This window comes from Pseudomonas laurylsulfatiphila (assembly GCF_002934665.1).
GTDB classification, from domain to species: domain Bacteria; phylum Pseudomonadota; class Gammaproteobacteria; order Pseudomonadales; family Pseudomonadaceae; genus Aquipseudomonas; species Aquipseudomonas laurylsulfatiphila.
In genome coordinates this window covers 303,544-318,976 of sequence record NZ_NIRS01000001.1, presented here as the reverse complement: position 1 = coordinate 318,976, position 15,433 = coordinate 303,544, and the positions used below count along the sequence as shown (strand labels likewise).

Annotated in this window: 16 protein-coding genes; 10 read left to right on the top strand and 6 right to left on the bottom strand. The window is 60.9% G+C overall.

What is annotated here, in order from left to right; all coding sequences use genetic code 11:
* Window positions 1–93: 93 nt before the first annotated feature.
* Together CD175_RS01420 and CD175_RS01415 are read right to left on the bottom strand one after the other, a co-directional pair.
* On the bottom strand, window positions 94–1,077 hold the full coding sequence (locus tag CD175_RS01420) for a FecR domain-containing protein (RefSeq protein WP_104447363.1): 984 nt from the start codon (window positions 1,075–1,077) through the stop codon (window positions 94–96).
* Window positions 1,074–1,598: a sigma-70 family RNA polymerase sigma factor gene (locus CD175_RS01415; RefSeq protein WP_104447362.1), complete on the bottom strand. Its 525-nt coding sequence runs from the start codon at window positions 1,596–1,598 to the stop codon at window positions 1,074–1,076. Before CD175_RS01415 ends, CD175_RS01420 begins: the two co-directional genes overlap by 4 nt.
* A 292-nt stretch (window positions 1,599–1,890) precedes the next feature.
* Between CD175_RS01415 and CD175_RS01410 the strand changes: the two genes are divergently transcribed.
* The 7 genes from CD175_RS01410 (at window position 1,891) to CD175_RS01380 (ending at window position 8,712) form a co-directional block, all read left to right on the top strand.
* Window positions 1,891–2,139, top strand: coding sequence for a transmembrane sensor/regulator PpyR (locus tag CD175_RS01410; protein WP_104447361.1), 249 nt, complete (start codon window positions 1,891–1,893; stop codon window positions 2,137–2,139).
* The gene (locus CD175_RS01405; RefSeq protein ID WP_104447360.1) at window positions 2,139–3,293 is read left to right on the top strand and encodes an NnrS family protein; all 1,155 of its coding nucleotides are present in this window, start codon (window positions 2,139–2,141) and stop codon (window positions 3,291–3,293) included. The genes CD175_RS01410 and CD175_RS01405 overlap by 1 nt, the downstream gene beginning before the upstream one ends.
* A 172-nt stretch (window positions 3,294–3,465) precedes the next feature.
* On the top strand, window positions 3,466–3,921 hold the full coding sequence (locus CD175_RS01400; RefSeq protein WP_104447359.1) for a (2Fe-2S)-binding protein: 456 nt from the start codon (window positions 3,466–3,468) through the stop codon (window positions 3,919–3,921).
* Window positions 3,922–3,928: 7 nt separating this feature from the next.
* Complete coding sequence (locus CD175_RS01395; RefSeq protein WP_104447358.1) at window positions 3,929–6,097, top strand: xanthine dehydrogenase family protein molybdopterin-binding subunit; 2,169 nt, start codon at window positions 3,929–3,931, stop codon at window positions 6,095–6,097.
* A gap of 1 nt (window position 6,098) precedes the next feature.
* Window positions 6,099–6,680 carry a hypothetical protein gene (locus CD175_RS01390; RefSeq protein ID WP_104447357.1) on the top strand — a complete coding sequence of 194 codons (582 nt, stop codon included), beginning with the start codon at window positions 6,099–6,101 and terminating at the stop codon, window positions 6,678–6,680.
* Between the two features lie 74 nt (window positions 6,681–6,754).
* Window positions 6,755–7,336, top strand: coding sequence for a GGDEF domain-containing protein (locus CD175_RS01385; protein WP_104447356.1), 582 nt, complete (start codon window positions 6,755–6,757; stop codon window positions 7,334–7,336).
* A gap of 197 nt (window positions 7,337–7,533) precedes the next feature.
* Window positions 7,534–8,712: an integrase core domain-containing protein gene (locus tag CD175_RS01380; RefSeq protein WP_104447355.1), complete on the top strand. Its 1,179-nt coding sequence runs from the start codon at window positions 7,534–7,536 to the stop codon at window positions 8,710–8,712.
* Window positions 8,713–9,156: 444 nt separating this feature from the next.
* On the opposite strand, the gene CD175_RS01370 is transcribed toward CD175_RS01380, so the two are convergent.
* Entirely contained in the window at window positions 9,157–9,582 is a 426-nt protein-coding gene (locus tag CD175_RS01370) for a VOC family protein (protein WP_104447354.1), read from the bottom strand.
* 113 nt (window positions 9,583–9,695) lie between these two features.
* On the opposite strand from CD175_RS01370, the gene CD175_RS01365 reads away from it, so the two are divergent.
* From CD175_RS01365 to CD175_RS01360, 3 genes are all read left to right on the top strand, one after another.
* Entirely contained in the window at window positions 9,696–10,562 is an 867-nt protein-coding gene (locus CD175_RS01365; protein ID WP_104447353.1) for a LysR family transcriptional regulator, read from the top strand.
* A gap of 95 nt (window positions 10,563–10,657) precedes the next feature.
* Window positions 10,658–10,960, top strand: coding sequence for a transposase (locus CD175_RS31510; protein WP_240628910.1), 303 nt, complete (start codon window positions 10,658–10,660; stop codon window positions 10,958–10,960).
* The gene (locus tag CD175_RS01360) at window positions 10,957–11,793 is read left to right on the top strand and encodes an IS3 family transposase (RefSeq protein ID WP_338066200.1); all 837 of its coding nucleotides are present in this window, start codon (window positions 10,957–10,959) and stop codon (window positions 11,791–11,793) included. The genes CD175_RS31510 and CD175_RS01360 overlap by 4 nt, the downstream gene beginning before the upstream one ends.
* A 193-nt stretch (window positions 11,794–11,986) precedes the next feature.
* Here the strand turns inward: CD175_RS01360 and fabI are convergent, their stop codons facing one another.
* The 3 genes from fabI to CD175_RS01345 are packed head-to-tail and all read right to left on the bottom strand — an operon-like array spanning window position 11,987 to window position 15,432.
* Window positions 11,987–12,781 (bottom strand): enoyl-ACP reductase FabI, encoded by a 795-nt coding sequence (fabI, locus tag CD175_RS01355; protein WP_104447352.1) that lies wholly within the window; start codon window positions 12,779–12,781, stop codon window positions 11,987–11,989.
* Window positions 12,782–12,800: 19 nt separating this feature from the next.
* On the bottom strand, window positions 12,801–14,411 hold the full coding sequence (locus CD175_RS01350; RefSeq protein WP_104447351.1) for an ABC transporter ATP-binding protein: 1,611 nt from the start codon (window positions 14,409–14,411) through the stop codon (window positions 12,801–12,803).
* Window position 14,412: 1 nt separating this feature from the next.
* A complete protein-coding gene (locus CD175_RS01345; protein ID WP_104447350.1) occupies window positions 14,413–15,432 on the bottom strand; it encodes an ABC transporter permease in 1,020 nt (339 codons plus the stop codon).
* Between the last annotated feature and the right edge of the window lies 1 nt (window position 15,433).

Genomic DNA, 15,433 nt, shown 5'->3' with positions numbered 1-15,433 from the left:
CCCGGAGGTCGGATCAATCTGCATTCGAAGTGCTTGAAGGATTAACCGAGCGAAAAAGACAAAAGGGAACCGATGCGCCGGAAAAAACCCTCATCAGGTTTTCGGGCCTACGTTGACCCACCACTCCAGTGGCTTCTGCACCCGGACCGGCAATGCCGCTTCCAGCAGGCGCAAGGCCTGATCGGTGTCCTTGAGCGGGAACGCACCCATGACCGGCAGCCCGGCCACCGCCGGGTCACATCCCAGATGCCCGGGACGATAGCGGCTCAGTTCTTCGAGCAACTGCCCCAGCGGCAGGTTGTCCGCCAGCAACAGGCCGCGGCGCCAGGCTTCGCGGCCGGCCGACGCAGCGGTCGGTGTCGGCGTGTGGTCTTGTGTAAAACACAGCTGCTGTCCGGCCTTGACCACCTGCACCTGACCCTGGGTGGTGTGGACTTCAACTGCGCCTTCGTAGACATTCAACAGCGTTTGCCGGTCTTCCTGGCGCACGCTGAAACGCGTACCCAGCGCGCGCAGGCGGCCCTCGACGGTTTGCACCAGCAGCGGGCGGCTCGTGTCGCTGGCGGTGTCGATCAACACCTCTCCGGCCTGCAACAGCAACAACCGTTGTGCGGTGTCGAAACGTACATCCAACGCGCTGAGGGCGTTGAGCCAGATCCGGCTGCCGTCGCTGAGCCGGGTTTCCCGGGTTTCGCCGGTGCCGGTGGAGAGGTCGGCGGTCCAGCGGGCCAGGGACAGCGGCAGGGCGCCTTGCCGCCATGCGCTCCAGCCGAGCCAACTGCCCGACACCAGGACCAGCAGGCTCTTGATCGTCTGGCGGCGGCTGATGGAGGAGCGCCCGCTGTTGCGTAACACGTGGCCGGCCGCTTGTTGATGATTGTCCTGTAGCGCGGCAAAGCGCTGGCTCACACGCTCGACATAGTGCCACGCGGCCTGATGCTCGCCGCTTTGCGCCAGCCAGGCTTGCCAATGCTCGCGTTCCTGCTCGCTGGCGTGCTGGTCGTTGAGTTGCACGTACCAGCTGGCCGCCTGTTCGAGGCTGGCGTGGCTGATGGCGTTGGTGGCGGCACGGGTCATTGAATCAGCAGGCCGTCGAGTTCGGCTTCGAGCATTGCGCAATGCATCAGCGCCTGGGCCAGGTACTTTTTCACCATGCGCTCGCTCACGCCGATTTCTTCGGCAATGTTTCGGTAGGGCAGCCCATGAACCTGCGCCAGAACGAACGCATCACGCACCCGCTGGGGCAAGCGCTGCAGCATGGCATCCACTTCGTACAGGGTTTCGACGATGATCGCCCGCTGCTCTGGCGAAGGCTGGACGGCCTGGGGCTGCGCGGCCAGGGTCTCGAGCCAGGCCCGTTCCAGATGGCGACGACGCCAGTGGTCAATGCACAGGCCGCGGGCGATGGTCGCCAGGTAAGAGCGTTCGTGGGTTTCCCCGTCAAACACCTGAGGACATTTGAGCACCCGTATGAAGGTGTCATGGGCCAGGTCTGCGGCATCGAACGCATTGTTCAAGCGTCGGCGCAGCAACTCGTGCAGCCAGTGGTGGTGGCTGGCGTAGAGGTTCTGGACGCTGGAGGAGTCGGCAACCGTCATCGTGAGCACATGTCCATGGGCGATCCGCCTGCCTGTGTAAATAAGAATTGATCGCGATTAAAGCAAAAGGCCTATGGGTGTGCAAATGATATTGGTTTGCTTTTACAGAATTCGATCCGGGCTCGAATGAATTTGCAGTCTTTATGACACCTGTGTGTGTCATAAAGACTATTTCTGCTATGAGTCAAATTGACTGCGGATCTTTGAAGTCATTGATTTGCAGGGAGTTAGCTCATTGGCACGAAACATGATGCAGGCAACGTACAACTGAACGCCTTCAGGAGTACGCAAAATGTTCGACTTCTTCAGCCACCCTCAGAACGTTCTTCAACTGTCGAGCCGTGTGCTCGGCGCTGGCCTGGCGATGCTGCTGGCCGGCATCTACGGCGCCTATCTCTACGACGGTCAGCTTCCGATCGTCGTGCTGGTGAGCCTGCACGCCATGACCATTCTCGGCCCGACCCTGTTGAAAATCGGTTATGTCATGCGCCTGCTTTCCCAATATCGCCTGAGCCGAGACTTGGTCCGGGTGGTGGCTTGATGCGTCGGCTTGGCGCTGCAGCGCTTTTCAGTGTTGGTTTTCGGCCGTTCTTTCTGGCCGGAGCCGGGTTCGCCACCCTCGCCGTGGCGGTCTGGGCAGTGTGGCTATACGGCCGTTTACCCCAAGCGCAACCCGTGGGCGGCATGCTGGCCTGGCATCGACATGAAATGCCCTTCGGCTTTGCCGCAGCCATCATTGCCGGGTTCCTCCTGACCGCGGTACCGAACTGGACAGGTCGACCGGGGCTCAAGGGCTGGCCGCTGATCGGCCTGGTGCTGGTGTGGTTGCTGGCGCGACTGGCTTGGTGCCTGCCGATGCCTGCATCCTTGCTCCTGGCCTTGCAGGTGCCTTTTCTGCCGCTGCTGGCGTGGGCGTTGGGGCGCGACCTGCTGGCTGCGGGCAAGCGCGAGAATTATCCGATTCTGTTGATGGTGTCGCTGCTGGCCGGGTGTCAGGCGTTGACGTTGCTGGGGATTGCCATTGATGACGGCAACCTGCAGCGGCATGGCGTGCTGGCTGCCCTGTGGCTGGTCGGTGCGCTGATGAGCGTGATTGGCGGGCGGGTGATTCCGTTCTTTATCCAGCGCGGCTTGAACCGCCCGGCAACGCCTGCGGCCCATCCGTTGCCGGGCAAGGTGCTGCTGGTCAGCGCCATGCTGGCGGCGCTGTCCTTTGCCGCCGGTTTGAATGACGTGCCCCGTGTGTGGCTGGCACTGCTGTTTGCGTTGATCAGCGCTTTGCATCTGCTGCGCCTGTGGCGTTGGCGTGACCGCGGCCTGTGGCGCGTGCCGCTGCTGTGGTCGCTGTACCTGGCTTACGCCTGGCTCGCCGTGGCGACGCTGGCCATGGCGCTGTGGCACCTGGGCTGGCTGGCGCAACAAAGCCTGGCCACCCACGCGCTGGCCGTCGGCGGTATCGGCGGGTTGATTCTGGCGATGATCGCGCGGGTCAGCCTGGGGCATACCGGGCGTTTGCTGCAGCCGTCCGGGGCAGTAGTTGCGGGGTTTGTCCTGGTGTTGCTGGCGGGGGCGTGCCGGGTAGGGTTGGTGCCTTTTTCCAGTCTCGGATTGGCGCTGTCGGCGTTGCTGTGGTGTAGCGCTTTTGCGCTGTTTGTCTGGCGCTACACTGGGATTTTATTGGGGCCAAGGCTCTAGCGAAGGGTTCCAGGGCCGCCCATCGAGGCGGCCATTGCATGACCGGTGGTCGATGCGCCAAGGTCTGGCGGCAAATCTGCGCTTAGCTGAAGGGATAACCCGAGGCGCGCGCAGGTTGTACAAGGCTGCAGCGACGCCCCTTCAGATCACCGTGAGTCTGAGGAACCGCGCCATGCTCACCCTGAACATCAATGGCCAGGATCAGGAGCTGGATGTCCCCGCCGACATGCCGTTGCTCTGGGTCTTGCGCGATGTCGCCCACCTCACCGGCACCAAGTTCGGTTGCGGCATGGCCCAATGTGGAGCCTGCACGGTGCACGTCGACGGCGCGCCGCTACGCTCCTGCATCACACCGGCCACCGCGGTCGCCCATGGACAAAAGATTCTCACCATCGAAGGCCTGTCGACGGACGGCTCGCACCCGGTGCAACAGGCCTGGGCGGAGCTCGACGTGGTCCAGTGCGGTTACTGCCAGTCCGGGCAGATCATGTCGGCCGTAGCGTTGCTGGCGAAAATTCCAAAACCGACCGACAGCGACATCGATCAGGCGCTGTCCGGCAACATCTGCCGCTGCGGCACTTACCCGCGGATTCGCGCCGCGGTCAAGCGCGCCGCCGAGCTGGGTTGAGGTGGCCATGAACAGCATCAACGCGTTATCGCGCCGGGGCTTTCTCAAGGGCAGTGCTGTGCTGGGCGGTGGGCTGGTGGTGGCATTTGTCATGCCCGGCACCCACCGGTTCGCCTTGGGCGCGGAGAATCAGGGCAACGTGTTTGCGCCCAACGCTTTCCTGCGCATTGGCAATGACAACAGCGTCACCGTGTTGCTCGGCCATTCGGAAATGGGCCAGGGCATCTGGACCGGCCTGACCATGCTGATTGCCGAGGAACTGGACGCCGACTGGTCGAAGATCCGCGTCGAGCATTCCCCGGCATCGGCCGCCGATTACGGCATGCCCGGGTTTGGCGGGATGCAGATCACCGGCGGTTCGACCTCGACCTGGATGGAATTCGATCGCTATCGTCAGGCCGGCGCGGCGGCGCGCTTGATGTTGATCGATGCCGCGGCCAAGCGTTTCAACGTTGCTCCCTCCGAAATTCATACAGAGTCGGGCGTGGTGGTTGCCGGTGAGCATCGCGCCACCTACGGCGAGTTGGCCGATGACGCCGGACAGCTGCCACCGCCGGACCCGGCCTCGATCAAACTCAAGGACGCGAAAGACTGGCGGCTGATCGGTAAACCCACCCAGCGTCTGGATACACCGGAGAAAATCACCGGTCGGGCGAAATTCGGCATGGACGTGCAGTTCGATGGGCTGATGACGGCGATGGTCGCCCGTTCGCCCACCTTCGGCGGCAGCGTCAAATCCTTTGAAGGCGCCGAGGCGCTGGCGATTCCCGGCGTGCACAAAGTGGTGCAAGTGCCGACGGGCATTGCGGTGATTGCCGATCATTATTGGGCGGCGAAGCTGGGGCGCGATGCGCTGAAAGTCGAGTGGAACCCGGGGCCGAACGCGGGGCTCAATAGCCGGGCGCTGCTGGAAAGCTTCCGCAAGCTCGCCGCCACCCCCGGCCTGAACGCTGGCCAGGCGGGCGATACCCCGGCTGCGCTGGCGAAAGCGGCCAAGACCATCGACGCCGAATACAGCGTGCCCTATCTGGCCCACGCGCCGATGGAACCGCTTAACTGCACCGTGAGCATCAGCAAGGACAAGTGCGAAATCTGGACCGGCACTCAGTTCCAGACCCTGGACCAAATGGTGGCCGGGCAAATCACCGGGCTCAAACCCGAACAGGTCGAGATCCATACCGAGTTTCTCGGCGGCGGCTTCGGGCGCCGGGCCAATCCGACCTCGGACTTCGTCAGCGAAGCGGTGCATGTCGCCAAGGCCGCCGGTATGCCGGTGAAAACCGTGTGGGCGCGGGAGGACGACATCCGTGGCGGCTATTACCGTTCGGCGTTCCTGCACCATGCGCGTATCGGGCTGGGCGCTGACGGCCTGCCGCTGGCCTGGAAGCATGTGATGGTCGGGCAGTCGATCATGGCCGGGACCTCGCTTGAAGCGAGCATGGTCAAGGACGGGATCGACAAGACCTCGGTCGAGGGCGTGGCCGACAGCCCCTACATCGGAGGGCTGGCCAATCACCAGATCGAACTGCACTCGCCACAAACCGGCATCAGCGTGTTGTGGTTGCGTTCGGTGGGTCACAGCCACACGGCGTTTGTCATGGAGTCGCTGATCGATGAGCTGGCGACGGCGGCCGGCAAGGATCCGGTGGAGTACCGGCGCACCTTGCTCAAGGACCATCCGCGCCACCTCGGTGTGTTGAACCTGGCGGTGGAGAAGGCCAACTGGACGGCGCCGCTGCCCGATGGCCATGCCCTGGGTGTGGCGGTGCATGAATCGTTCGGCAGTTACGTGGCCCAGGTGGCCGAGGTGTCCGAGGACAATCTCGCCATCCGTGTGCACCGGGTGGTGTGTGCGGTGGATTGCGGCATTGCGGTCAACCCGCAGAGCATCGCTGCGCAGATGGAGTCGTGCATTACCTTTGGCCTGAGCTTCGCCTTGCACAGCAAGCTGACGCTCAAGGACGGGCAGGTGGTGCAGTCCAACTATCATGACTATCAGGTGCTGCGGCTCAACGAAATGCCGGTGGTCGAAGTGCATATCGTGCCCAGCAGCGACAAACCCGGCGGTATCGGCGAAGCCGGTGTGCCACCCACGGCACCGGCGGTGGCCAACGCGGTGTTTGCCCTGACCGGGCAGCGCCTGCGCGAGCTGCCCTTGCAACTGTCGGGAGTGTGAGATGAAACGTCATCACTGGTTGCTTGGGGCGGTGATTCTGATCTGTCTTGCAGCCTACGCGTCGCACGTGTTTGCCGATGACCGCGAGGCCTTGCAGGCGTTCGACACCGTGCAGAAGGTCTTCCAGAGCCCGCGTTGCCAGAACTGCCACATTCCCGGGGATTCGCCGCTGCAATTCGATGCCGGCGTGCCTCACGCCATGAATGTGGTTCGCGGCATGGACGGCAAAGGCGCGGCCGGGTTGCCCTGTGCAACCTGCCATGCGCAAAGCAACCCACCGGCCAGTTATGGTCCTCATGCGCCGCCCGGGGCGCCACACTGGAGCCTGCCGCCGGCAGCGCAGCGGATGGCCTGGATCGGCCTGCCGGCCGACCGGCTGTGCGCGATGATCAAGGATCGCGCCAGCAACGGCGACCGGGATTTCGCCGCGCTGATCAAGCACGTCAGCGACGACAAGCTGGTGCTGTGGGGCTGGAATCCGGGCGGCAATCGCGCGCCGGTGCCGGTACCGCACGACATCTTCGTCAGCCAATTCAAACGCTGGGCCGACGCAGGCGGGCCGTGCCCGGTGACGGGTAGCTGACCAACGGCACGCTTGCGGGGAGTCAATGCGAGTATGGGCGACTCTAACGTGCATACCCGCAAAGGGAGTGAACGATGTTGATCTCAGGCAAAACGGGCAAAACGGGTCGATCCGCACGCCCGTTGCTCACGCCACAGCAAGAACGGGAGCGGCTGCGTGAAATGGCGCGCCAGGCCGAGCGAGAGCTGGCGGGCGTGCAAATGGCAAGCATGGATGAGCTGACGCTGCTGTCCAATCGCCATGGCTTCACCGCGCTGGCCCGGCTCGGGCTGGACGCTTGCCGGACGCTGGAGACGCCGGCGACGCTGCTGTACTTCTCCCTCGATGAGTTCAAGCGCATCAGCTATCTGTATGGCCGGGCCAAAGGTGACGATGCGCTCAAGTCCTTCGCCGATGTCCTGCGTATCGGCTTTCGTGAGAACGATGTGGTCGGCCGGCTCGAAGGCGACCGCTTCGTGGCGCTGCTGACCGGGTCCGGCACCGTGGAGACTGCGGCGATCAAGGCACGACTCAATGAGATACTCGACGAGCGCAACGCTGCGGCGCATCGCAGTTATGACATTCGCTTCAGTGTTGTCCAGGTCGAATATGACCCGGTTGTGCATGGCACGATCGAGGAGCTGCTGGGGGAGGCTGAGAGTGTGATGAGCCGTTAGGGCTGGACTGTGTACATATCCGTTTCTTCGGTAACGGCGGCTTATGGTTTCGCCCTTACGGCGAGTCCCTTTTGTCAAACGACACAAAAGGAACCAAAAAGTCTCGCCGGTATGACTCACCCACATAGGTAACAAAACAGTTCAAGCACATAGGTAACAGTTTTTAACTGGCACTGGTCGATTCCGAGGATCTGACCATGCCGTGGCGAGAGCTGAAACCTATGGACCTGAAAGTGATGTTCATTGCCGATTATTTGTCTGGTCGACTCAATTTCAGTCAACTCTGTGCGGCTCACAGCATCAGTCGCAAGACTGGTTACAAGTGGGTGGCCCGCTACAACGCGGACAGCATTAATGGCTTGGCGGAGTGCAGTCGCAAGCGACACTCCCAGGCTCAGGCCGTGCCGTTTGCGGTCAAGGAGGCCATTCTTGAGCTGCGCGGCCAAGGGCAAACCACACCGGGCCCGAAGAAGATTCAGACAGCCCTGAGTGAACGGTTTCCAGATCAGTCTCCGCCCTCGAAAACCACGATCTACAACGTGCTTAAAAAGGCGGGTCTGGTGCCCCCACGGCGTTTACGTCAGCGTGTCGCCATCTATCCCAAGCCACTTCAGAAAGCCGATCTTCCCAACCAGCTCTGGAGCGCCGATTACAAAGGCCAATACCTGACGGGAGACGGTGTCTGGTGTTACCCCCTGACAGTGATGGATCACGCCAGTCGCTTTCTACTGGCGTGTGAAAGCATGCCCAGCACGACTTTCAAGGACGCCAAGGCAACCTTCGAGCGGCTATTTAAGATGCATGGAATGCCCGAGCGGATCCGTACCGACAACGGTGTCCCTTTTGCTAGCGGTGGGCGTGCCGGGTTATCGCAGTTGTCCATCTGGTGGGCCCGTCTGGGCATCATTCACGAAAGGATTCAACCTGGTCGACCAGAGCAAAACGGACGGCATGAGCGCATGCACCGCACGCTGAAAAGTACGTTGCCAAGGCCGCCGGAAATTGAGTGGGGAGCCCAGCAGAAACATTTCGATCTGTTCATGCAGCACTACAATCATGAGCGTCTTCATGAGGCGCTGGGGCAGAAAACCCCCGGCTCTTGCTACACAAGCTCTTCACGACCTTATCCGGGCAAGCTGCCGGAGATGAGGTACCCAAGCCATGTTGAGGTTTACCGGACGGACTCCAACGGCGTGGTGAACAAAGGTAGGCTTAGAATCTATGTCGGCTACGTGCTCAAGCATGAAACGGTTGGGTTGGAGAGCGTCAGTGAGGGTGTTTGGGACATCATTTTTGGACCGGTAGTATTAGGCCGCGTTGATGAAAGGGATGCCAAAGACGCTTATCTGACGCTCAAAGTAATCAGAAATAAGTGATCAGGTGTTACCTATGTGACTGAACTCTTCTGTTACCTATGTGGTTGATCCCTTCACGCCCCTTACGTACGGCCCCTCGCTGAGGCTCGGGGTACCTTCGCTGCGGTATTCATCCGGGGGCATTGCCCTCCGGTCGGCTTCGCTTCGACCTACATGCAATGAGTTCGACTGCGTCGAACGGCGCTGCGCGCCCATCCCCGGATGAACACCTCCACTCAGCCTGCCGAGGGGGCGGGTGGATCAAGATCAAGAGCGGCAGGCGAGCTAACGCTCGGCCTGTTGAGTGGTGAAGAGCGTTTGTGTACGCCGTTCGGCTAAACACACGCCCCTGTAGGAGCTGCCGAAGGCTGCGATCTTTTGATCTTGATCTTCCGCTCTTTCAACATTGTCAAAAATCAAATGCAGGATCTGGCTTGCCAGCAATGGCGTCCCGACAGACACCGCCTATTTGGCAAACAACTGCCCAATATCCTTGAACGCCTTGAACTCCAGCGCATTCCCGCAAGGATCGAACAGAAACATCGTCGCCTGTTCGCCCACCAGCCCCCGAAAACGAATCCCCGGCTCAATCACGAAGCGAGTTCCCAGTGACTTCAGCCGCTCGGCCAGTGCTTCCCACTCCGCCATCCCGAGCACCACGCCAAAGTGCGGCACCGGCACATCGTGGCCATCGACAGCATTGGTATGAGCTGCTTCTTGCGAAGGGTTTTTCGGCGCCAGGTGAATCACCAGTTGATGGCCGAAAAAGTTGAAATCGATCCAATGGTCGCTCGACCGACCTTCTTCCAGGCCAAACACCGTGCCATAAAAGTGCCGGGCGGCGGGCAAGTCGTAGACCGGAATGGCCAGGTGAAAAGGGGAGAGTTGCATCGGGCGAACCTCGGTGGTGGGTGGGCGTGTGTTGAGTTTAGTCCTGTGCTTTTTGATTGAAAGACGATAATTTTTGCGTCGAGCTCAAATTATTTCGATCAATCGAGGCCGCCATGCTGCGAGAACTGAAAACCTTTGTCGCCGTAGCGCGTCACGGCACTTTCGCTGCGGCCGGTATGCACATCGGCCTGACGCAGTCGGCCGTGAGCGCGCAGATTCGCAACCTGGAACAGGCCCTGGGCATCCGTCTGTTCGACCGCACCGGCCGCCAGGCGCTGCTCAATGCGGCGGGGCAGCGTGCGTTGCCGATGGCCCGGGAAATGCTCGAAACCTTCAGCCGCATGGCGGTCAGTGACGATGTCAGCGAGTACCGTGGCGAGTTGAAAATCGGCGCGGTGGCGACCGCCCAGACTGGACTGTTGCCCCAGGCACTGCTGCGATTGCGCCAGCAGGCGCCCTTGCTGGAGCCCAAGCTGGTGCCGGGTGTGTCACTGAACCTGCTGAGTCAGGTGGACACCGGGGAAGTGGACCTGGCGATCCTGATCAAGCCGCCATTCGAACTGCCCAAGGAGTTGTCCGCGCAGGTGATACGCCGGGAACCGTTCGTGCTGATCGTACCGGCGGACGTGGACGGCGATGATCCGTTGCAACTGCTCACCGAGCACCCGCATGTGCGCTACGACCGCAATTCGTTTGGCGGGCGACTGGTGACGCGTTTTTTGCGCGAACAGCAGATCGAGGTGCACGGGGCACTGGAGCTGGATGAACTGGAGGCGATTGTCAAAATGGTCGAGTGTGGGTTGGGGATTTCCCTGCTGCCGGAGGCGGGGCTTTGGCTGGAGCATGGGGCGAAGGTCAGGGTGATCCGCTTAGGCGAGCTGACCTTCTATCGAGAAATTGTCTTGTTGCAGCGCTACAGCCAGCGTAATCAGGCGATTCAGCGGTTGTTTGCCCAATGCCTGACGCCGATAGCTGACTGAATATAACCCCTGTGGGAGCGAGCTTGAACTGGCCTAATGATTTTGGACACTTCAATCGGGCGCTATGATGGCGCTCAAATCTGAGGTGTTTGGATATGCGTAAATCTTATTCCAGTGAGTTCAAACTCAAGGCCGCCAGCATGGTGCTGGACGAGGGTCAGTCAATTCCCGATGTTTGTGCCAGTTTGGATATTGGCCCTACGGCCTTGCGCCGTTGGGTCGACCAGGTTCGCAAAGAACGCTTGGGTTCGACCCCGGTGGGGGCCAAGGCAATCACCGCCGATCAGCGGGAGATTCAGCAGCTCAAAGCGTTGCTCAGGCAAAAAGACCTGGACATTGAAATCCTAAAAAAGGCCAGTGCTCTCCTGCTTTTGGACTCCAAAGATCATTCGCGCTGATCAATGAGCTGGACGAGCAGTACGGCGTTAACAATTGCTGCCGGGCGTTTGGAGTCACCCGCAGCAGCTTTTACGCCTGGCGTCAGCGCCAGGGCAAGGTGAATCCTGAACGGGAGAAACTTAAGGCCGTGCTGGTCAAGCATCATCAGGAGTCCAGAGCGTCCGCAGGGTCTCGCACCCTGTCCAAGGAACTGCAAGCCAAGGGGCATCGTGTCGGGCGACATATGGCTCGTAGCTTGATGCGCGAAGCCGGTGTTGCCAGTCATCAGCGGCGGCGGCACAAGTACAAATCTTCCGGCGTTGAGGCGCTGGTGGCGCCGCATGTGCTCAAGCGCAAGTTTGATGTCACGGCGGTTAACCAAGTGTGGTGCGGCGATGTGACCTACATCAAAGTCGGCACGCGCTGGATGTATTTCGCGGCGGTGCTGGATCTGTTTGCCCGCAGGATCGTGGGCTGGTCGTTTTCGATGATTTCCGATGCCACGCTGACCTGCGAAGCGTTGCGGATGGCGGTCGACCTGCGAGGCCGGCCAAAAGAGGTGCTGTTTCACTCTGACCAAGGCTGCCAATACACCAGTCATAAATTCAGGAAAGAAATGCGCAAACATGGCCTCCTGCAAAGCATGAGTCGCAAAGGTGAGTGCTGGGACAACGCTCCGATGGAGCGTTTCTTTGGAAGCCTCAAGTCAGAGTGGGTACCAGAAGACGGCTACCGCTCGGAACATGAGGCGCGGGTGGATGTGCAGCGTTATGTGATGCGTTACAACAACGTCAGGCTCCATAGCTACAACGACTACCGGTCGCCGGTAGCTATGGAGAAACTGGCGGCATGAAACCGTAACTGGTGTCCAAAATTAGTTGACCAGTTCAGCTTGCTCGCGATATCGGACTGACATTCACCATTGATGCCAACTGACAGATCGCCATCGCGAGCAAGCTCGCTCCCACAGGGGATTACATCAGGTCTGAAATTACGGGAATAAAAAACCCGCCAATAGAGGCGGGTTTTTATTGGCTGACCGAAGATTACTCTTCGAGGCTGCCCATGGCCGTGGTGTTGAAGCCACCGTCCACGTACATGATTTCACCGCTGATGCCGGACGCCAGGTCCGAGCACAGGAAGGCGCCGGCGTTGCCGACTTCTTCGATGGTGACGTTGCGGCGCAGCGGAGTTTGCGCTTCGTTGGCGGCCAGCATCTTGCGGAAGTTCTTGATGCCGGAAGCGGCGAGGGTGCGGATCGGGCCTGCCGATACGCAGTTGACGCGAGTACCGTCCGGGCCCAGGGAGCCGGCCAGGTAACGTACGCCGGCTTCCAGGGAAGCCTTGGCCATGCCCATTACGTTGTAGTTCGGCATGGTGCGCTCGGCGCCCAGGTACGACAGGGTCAGCAGGCTGCCGTTGCGGCCTTTCATCATTTCGCGGCCGGCCTTGGCCAGGGCCACGAAGCTGTAGGCGCTGATGTCGTGAGCGATGCGGAAACCTTCACGGGTGGTGGCTTCGGTGAAGTCGCCGTCCAGTTGGTCGCCCGGGGCGAAGCCGACGGAGTGCACGATGCAGTCCAGGCCGTCCCACTTCTTGCTCAGCGCTTCGAAGACCTTGGCGATTTCTTCATCGCTGGCCACGTCGCACGGGAAGCACAGCTCAGGGTTCGAACCCCAGCTCTGTGCGAACTCTTCGACACGACCCTTGAGTTTGTCGTTCTGATAAGTGAAGGCAAGCTCAGCGCCCTCGCGATGCATGGCGGCAGCAATGCCGGATGCGATGGACAGCTTGCTGGCGACACCGACGATCAGTACGCGCTTACCGGCGAGAAAACCCATGTGTTGCTCCTCTTTCAGGTTATTGCGCAGTGGCCGGAGCCAAAAAAGCGGCTTCCAGCAACTGCTGTGTATACGGATGTTGGGGGGCGGCAAAAATGCTTTGCGCGTCTCCCTGTTCGACCACTTGGCCATGCTTGACCACCATCAACTGGTGGCTCAGCGCTTTCACCACAGCCAGGTCATGGCTGATAAACAGATACGTCAGGTTGTACTTGGTTTGCAGCGAACGCAAAAGCTCCACTACCTGGCGTTGTACCGTGCGGTCGAGGGCCGAAGTCGGCTCGTCCAGCAAAATCAACGCCGGTTTTAACACCAATGCCCGGGCAATGGCGATTCTCTGCCGTTGCCCGCCGGAAAATTCGTGGGGGTAGCGGTGCCGGGTTTCCGGATCCAGGCCTACCTCCTTGAGTGCTGCAATGATCGCTTGTTCCTGTTCCGCCGCGGTGCCCATCTTGTGGATCCGCAGGCCTTCTCCAACGATGTCGTTCACGCACATCCGTGGGCTCAGGCTGCCGTACGGGTCCTGAAACACCACTTGCATCTCCCGCCGCAGCGGCCGGACCTGTTGCTGCGTCAGGCTGTCCAGCGGCTGGCCTTCAAAGCGAATGGCGCCTTTGCTGGCGATGAGCCGCAAAATCGCCAGGCCCAGGGTCGATTTGCCGGAACCGCTTTCACCCACTATCCCAAGGGTCTGGCCCTGGGGCAGGCTGAAATTGATGCCGTCGACCGCCTTGACGTAATCCACCGTGCGCTTGAGCAAGCCTTTCTTGATCGGAAACCAGACTTTCAGGTCCTCGACCGCCAGCAAGGGCGGGCCGATCACGTTGCTTGCAGGCTTGCCGCCGGGCTCCGCTGCCAGCAGTTCCCGAGTGTACGGATGCTGCGGCGCGCGGAACAATTCTTCGCACGATGCCTGTTCGACGATGCAACCTTGCTGCATGACACATACGCGATGCGCAATTCTTCGCACAAGGTTCAAATCATGGCTGATCAGCAGCAGCGCCATGCCCAGCCGCGCCTGCAATTCCTTGAGCAATTCGAGGATTTTCAGCTGAACGGTCACGTCCAGCGCAGTGGTGGGCTCGTCGGCGATCAGCAGTTCCGGTTCGTTGGCCAGGGCCATGGCGATCATTACCCGCTGGCGCTGGCCGCCGGACAATTCGTGGGGCAGGGCCTTGAGGCGTTTGTGTGGCTCGGGGATGCCGACCATCTCCAGCAACTCCAGGGTGCGTTTGGTCGCGACCTTGCCGCTCAGGCCCTTGTGGATGCCCAGCACTTCGTTGATCTGCTTTTCGATCGAGTGCAGCGGGTTGAGCGAGGTCATCGGCTCCTGGAAGATCATCGCAATCCGGTTGCCACGAATGTGGCGGATGGTTTTTTCCTTCAGGTCCAGCAGGTTCTGCCCGGAATATTCGATGGTGCCGGAGGGATGGCGGGCCAGCGGGTAGGGCAGCAGGCGCAGGATCGAGTGTGCGGTGACCGATTTACCGGAACCGCTCTCGCCGACCAAGGCCAGGGTTTCGCCGCGCTTGATGTCGAAGCTGATGCCTTCGACGGCCCGCTGACAACGATTGCCGACGACAAATTCGACGGACAGGTTGCGCACTTCGATCAGATTGTCCTGATTCATTTCACTTCCTCGGGTCGAAGGCATCGCGAGCGGATTCGCCGATGAACACCAGCAGGCTCAACATCAGGGCCAGCACCGCAAAGGCGCTGATGCCCAGCCACGGCGCCTGCAGGTTGGATTTGCCCTGGGCCACCAGTTCACCCAGCGACGGGCTGCCTGCCGGCAGACCGAAACCGAGGAAGTCCAGGGCGGTCAGAGTGCCGATGGCGCCAGTGAGGATGAACGGCATGAAGGTCATGGTCGAGACCATCGCGTTGGGCAGGATATGGCGGAACATGATCGCGCCGTTCTGCATGCCCAGGGCGCGGGCGGCGCGCACGTATTCCAGATTGCGCCCGCGCAGAAATTCGGCGCGCACCACGTCCACCAGGCTCATCCACGAGAACAGCAGCATGATCCCCAGCAGCCACCAGAAGTTGGGTTGCACGAAGCTGGCGAGGATGATCAGCAGGTACAGCACCGGCAGCCCGGACCAGATCTCCAGGAAGCGCTGCCCGGCCAGATCCACCCAGCCGCCGTAGAAACCCTGCAAGGCGCCGGCGATCACGCCGATGATCGAGCTGAGCACGGTCAGGGTCAGGGCGAACAGCACCGAAATGCGGAAACCGTAGATCACCCGGGCCAGCACGTCGCGGCCCTGGTCGTCGGTGCCCAGCAGGTTGTCCGTCGAGGGCGGGGCCGGGGCCGGGACTTTCAGGTCGTAGTTGATGCTCTGGTAGCTGTAGGGAATCGGCGCCCACAGCACCCAGGCGTCCCTGGCCTTGAGCAGTTCGCGGATGTACGGGCTCTTGTAGTTGGCTTCCAGCGGAAATTCGCCGCCGAAGGTGGTTTCCGGGTAGCGCTTGAGCGCCGGGAAGTACCAGTTGTTGTCGTAATGCACCGCCAGCGGCTTGTCGTTGGCGATCAGCTCGGCGCCGAGGCTGGCGCCGAACAGGATCAAGAAAAGCCACAGCGACCACCAGCCACGCTTGTTGGCCTTGAACAGTTCGAAGCGCCGGCGATTGAGAGGGGACAGGTTCATC

Excerpts from the sequence above, each read along its gene's own strand:
- CD175_RS01345 (WP_104447350.1), bottom strand. The coding sequence starts at position 15,432 with ATGAACCTGTCCCCTCTCAATCGCCGGCGCTTCGAACTGTTCAAGGCC.
- CD175_RS01385 (WP_104447356.1), top strand. The coding sequence starts at position 6,755 with ATGTTGATCTCAGGCAAAACGGGCAAAACGGGTCGATCCGCACGCCCG.
- CD175_RS01420 (WP_104447363.1), bottom strand. The coding sequence starts at position 1,077 with ATGACCCGTGCCGCCACCAACGCCATCAGCCACGCCAGCCTCGAACAG.
- fabI (WP_104447352.1), bottom strand. The coding sequence starts at position 12,781 with ATGGGTTTTCTCGCCGGTAAGCGCGTACTGATCGTCGGTGTCGCCAGC.
- CD175_RS01350 (WP_104447351.1), bottom strand. The coding sequence starts at position 14,411 with ATGAATCAGGACAATCTGATCGAAGTGCGCAACCTGTCCGTCGAATTT.
- CD175_RS01395 (WP_104447358.1), top strand. The coding sequence starts at position 3,929 with ATGAACAGCATCAACGCGTTATCGCGCCGGGGCTTTCTCAAGGGCAGT.
- CD175_RS01415 (WP_104447362.1), bottom strand. The coding sequence starts at position 1,598 with ATGACGGTTGCCGACTCCTCCAGCGTCCAGAACCTCTACGCCAGCCAC.
- CD175_RS01405 (WP_104447360.1), top strand. The coding sequence starts at position 2,139 with ATGCGTCGGCTTGGCGCTGCAGCGCTTTTCAGTGTTGGTTTTCGGCCG.
- CD175_RS01370 (WP_104447354.1), bottom strand. The coding sequence starts at position 9,582 with ATGCAACTCTCCCCTTTTCACCTGGCCATTCCGGTCTACGACTTGCCC.
- CD175_RS01365 (WP_104447353.1), top strand. The coding sequence starts at position 9,696 with ATGCTGCGAGAACTGAAAACCTTTGTCGCCGTAGCGCGTCACGGCACT.
- CD175_RS01400 (WP_104447359.1), top strand. The coding sequence starts at position 3,466 with ATGCTCACCCTGAACATCAATGGCCAGGATCAGGAGCTGGATGTCCCC.
- CD175_RS31510 (WP_240628910.1), top strand. The coding sequence starts at position 10,658 with ATGCGTAAATCTTATTCCAGTGAGTTCAAACTCAAGGCCGCCAGCATG.
- CD175_RS01390 (WP_104447357.1), top strand. The coding sequence starts at position 6,099 with ATGAAACGTCATCACTGGTTGCTTGGGGCGGTGATTCTGATCTGTCTT.
- CD175_RS01380 (WP_104447355.1), top strand. The coding sequence starts at position 7,534 with ATGCCGTGGCGAGAGCTGAAACCTATGGACCTGAAAGTGATGTTCATT.
- CD175_RS01410 (WP_104447361.1), top strand. The coding sequence starts at position 1,891 with ATGTTCGACTTCTTCAGCCACCCTCAGAACGTTCTTCAACTGTCGAGC.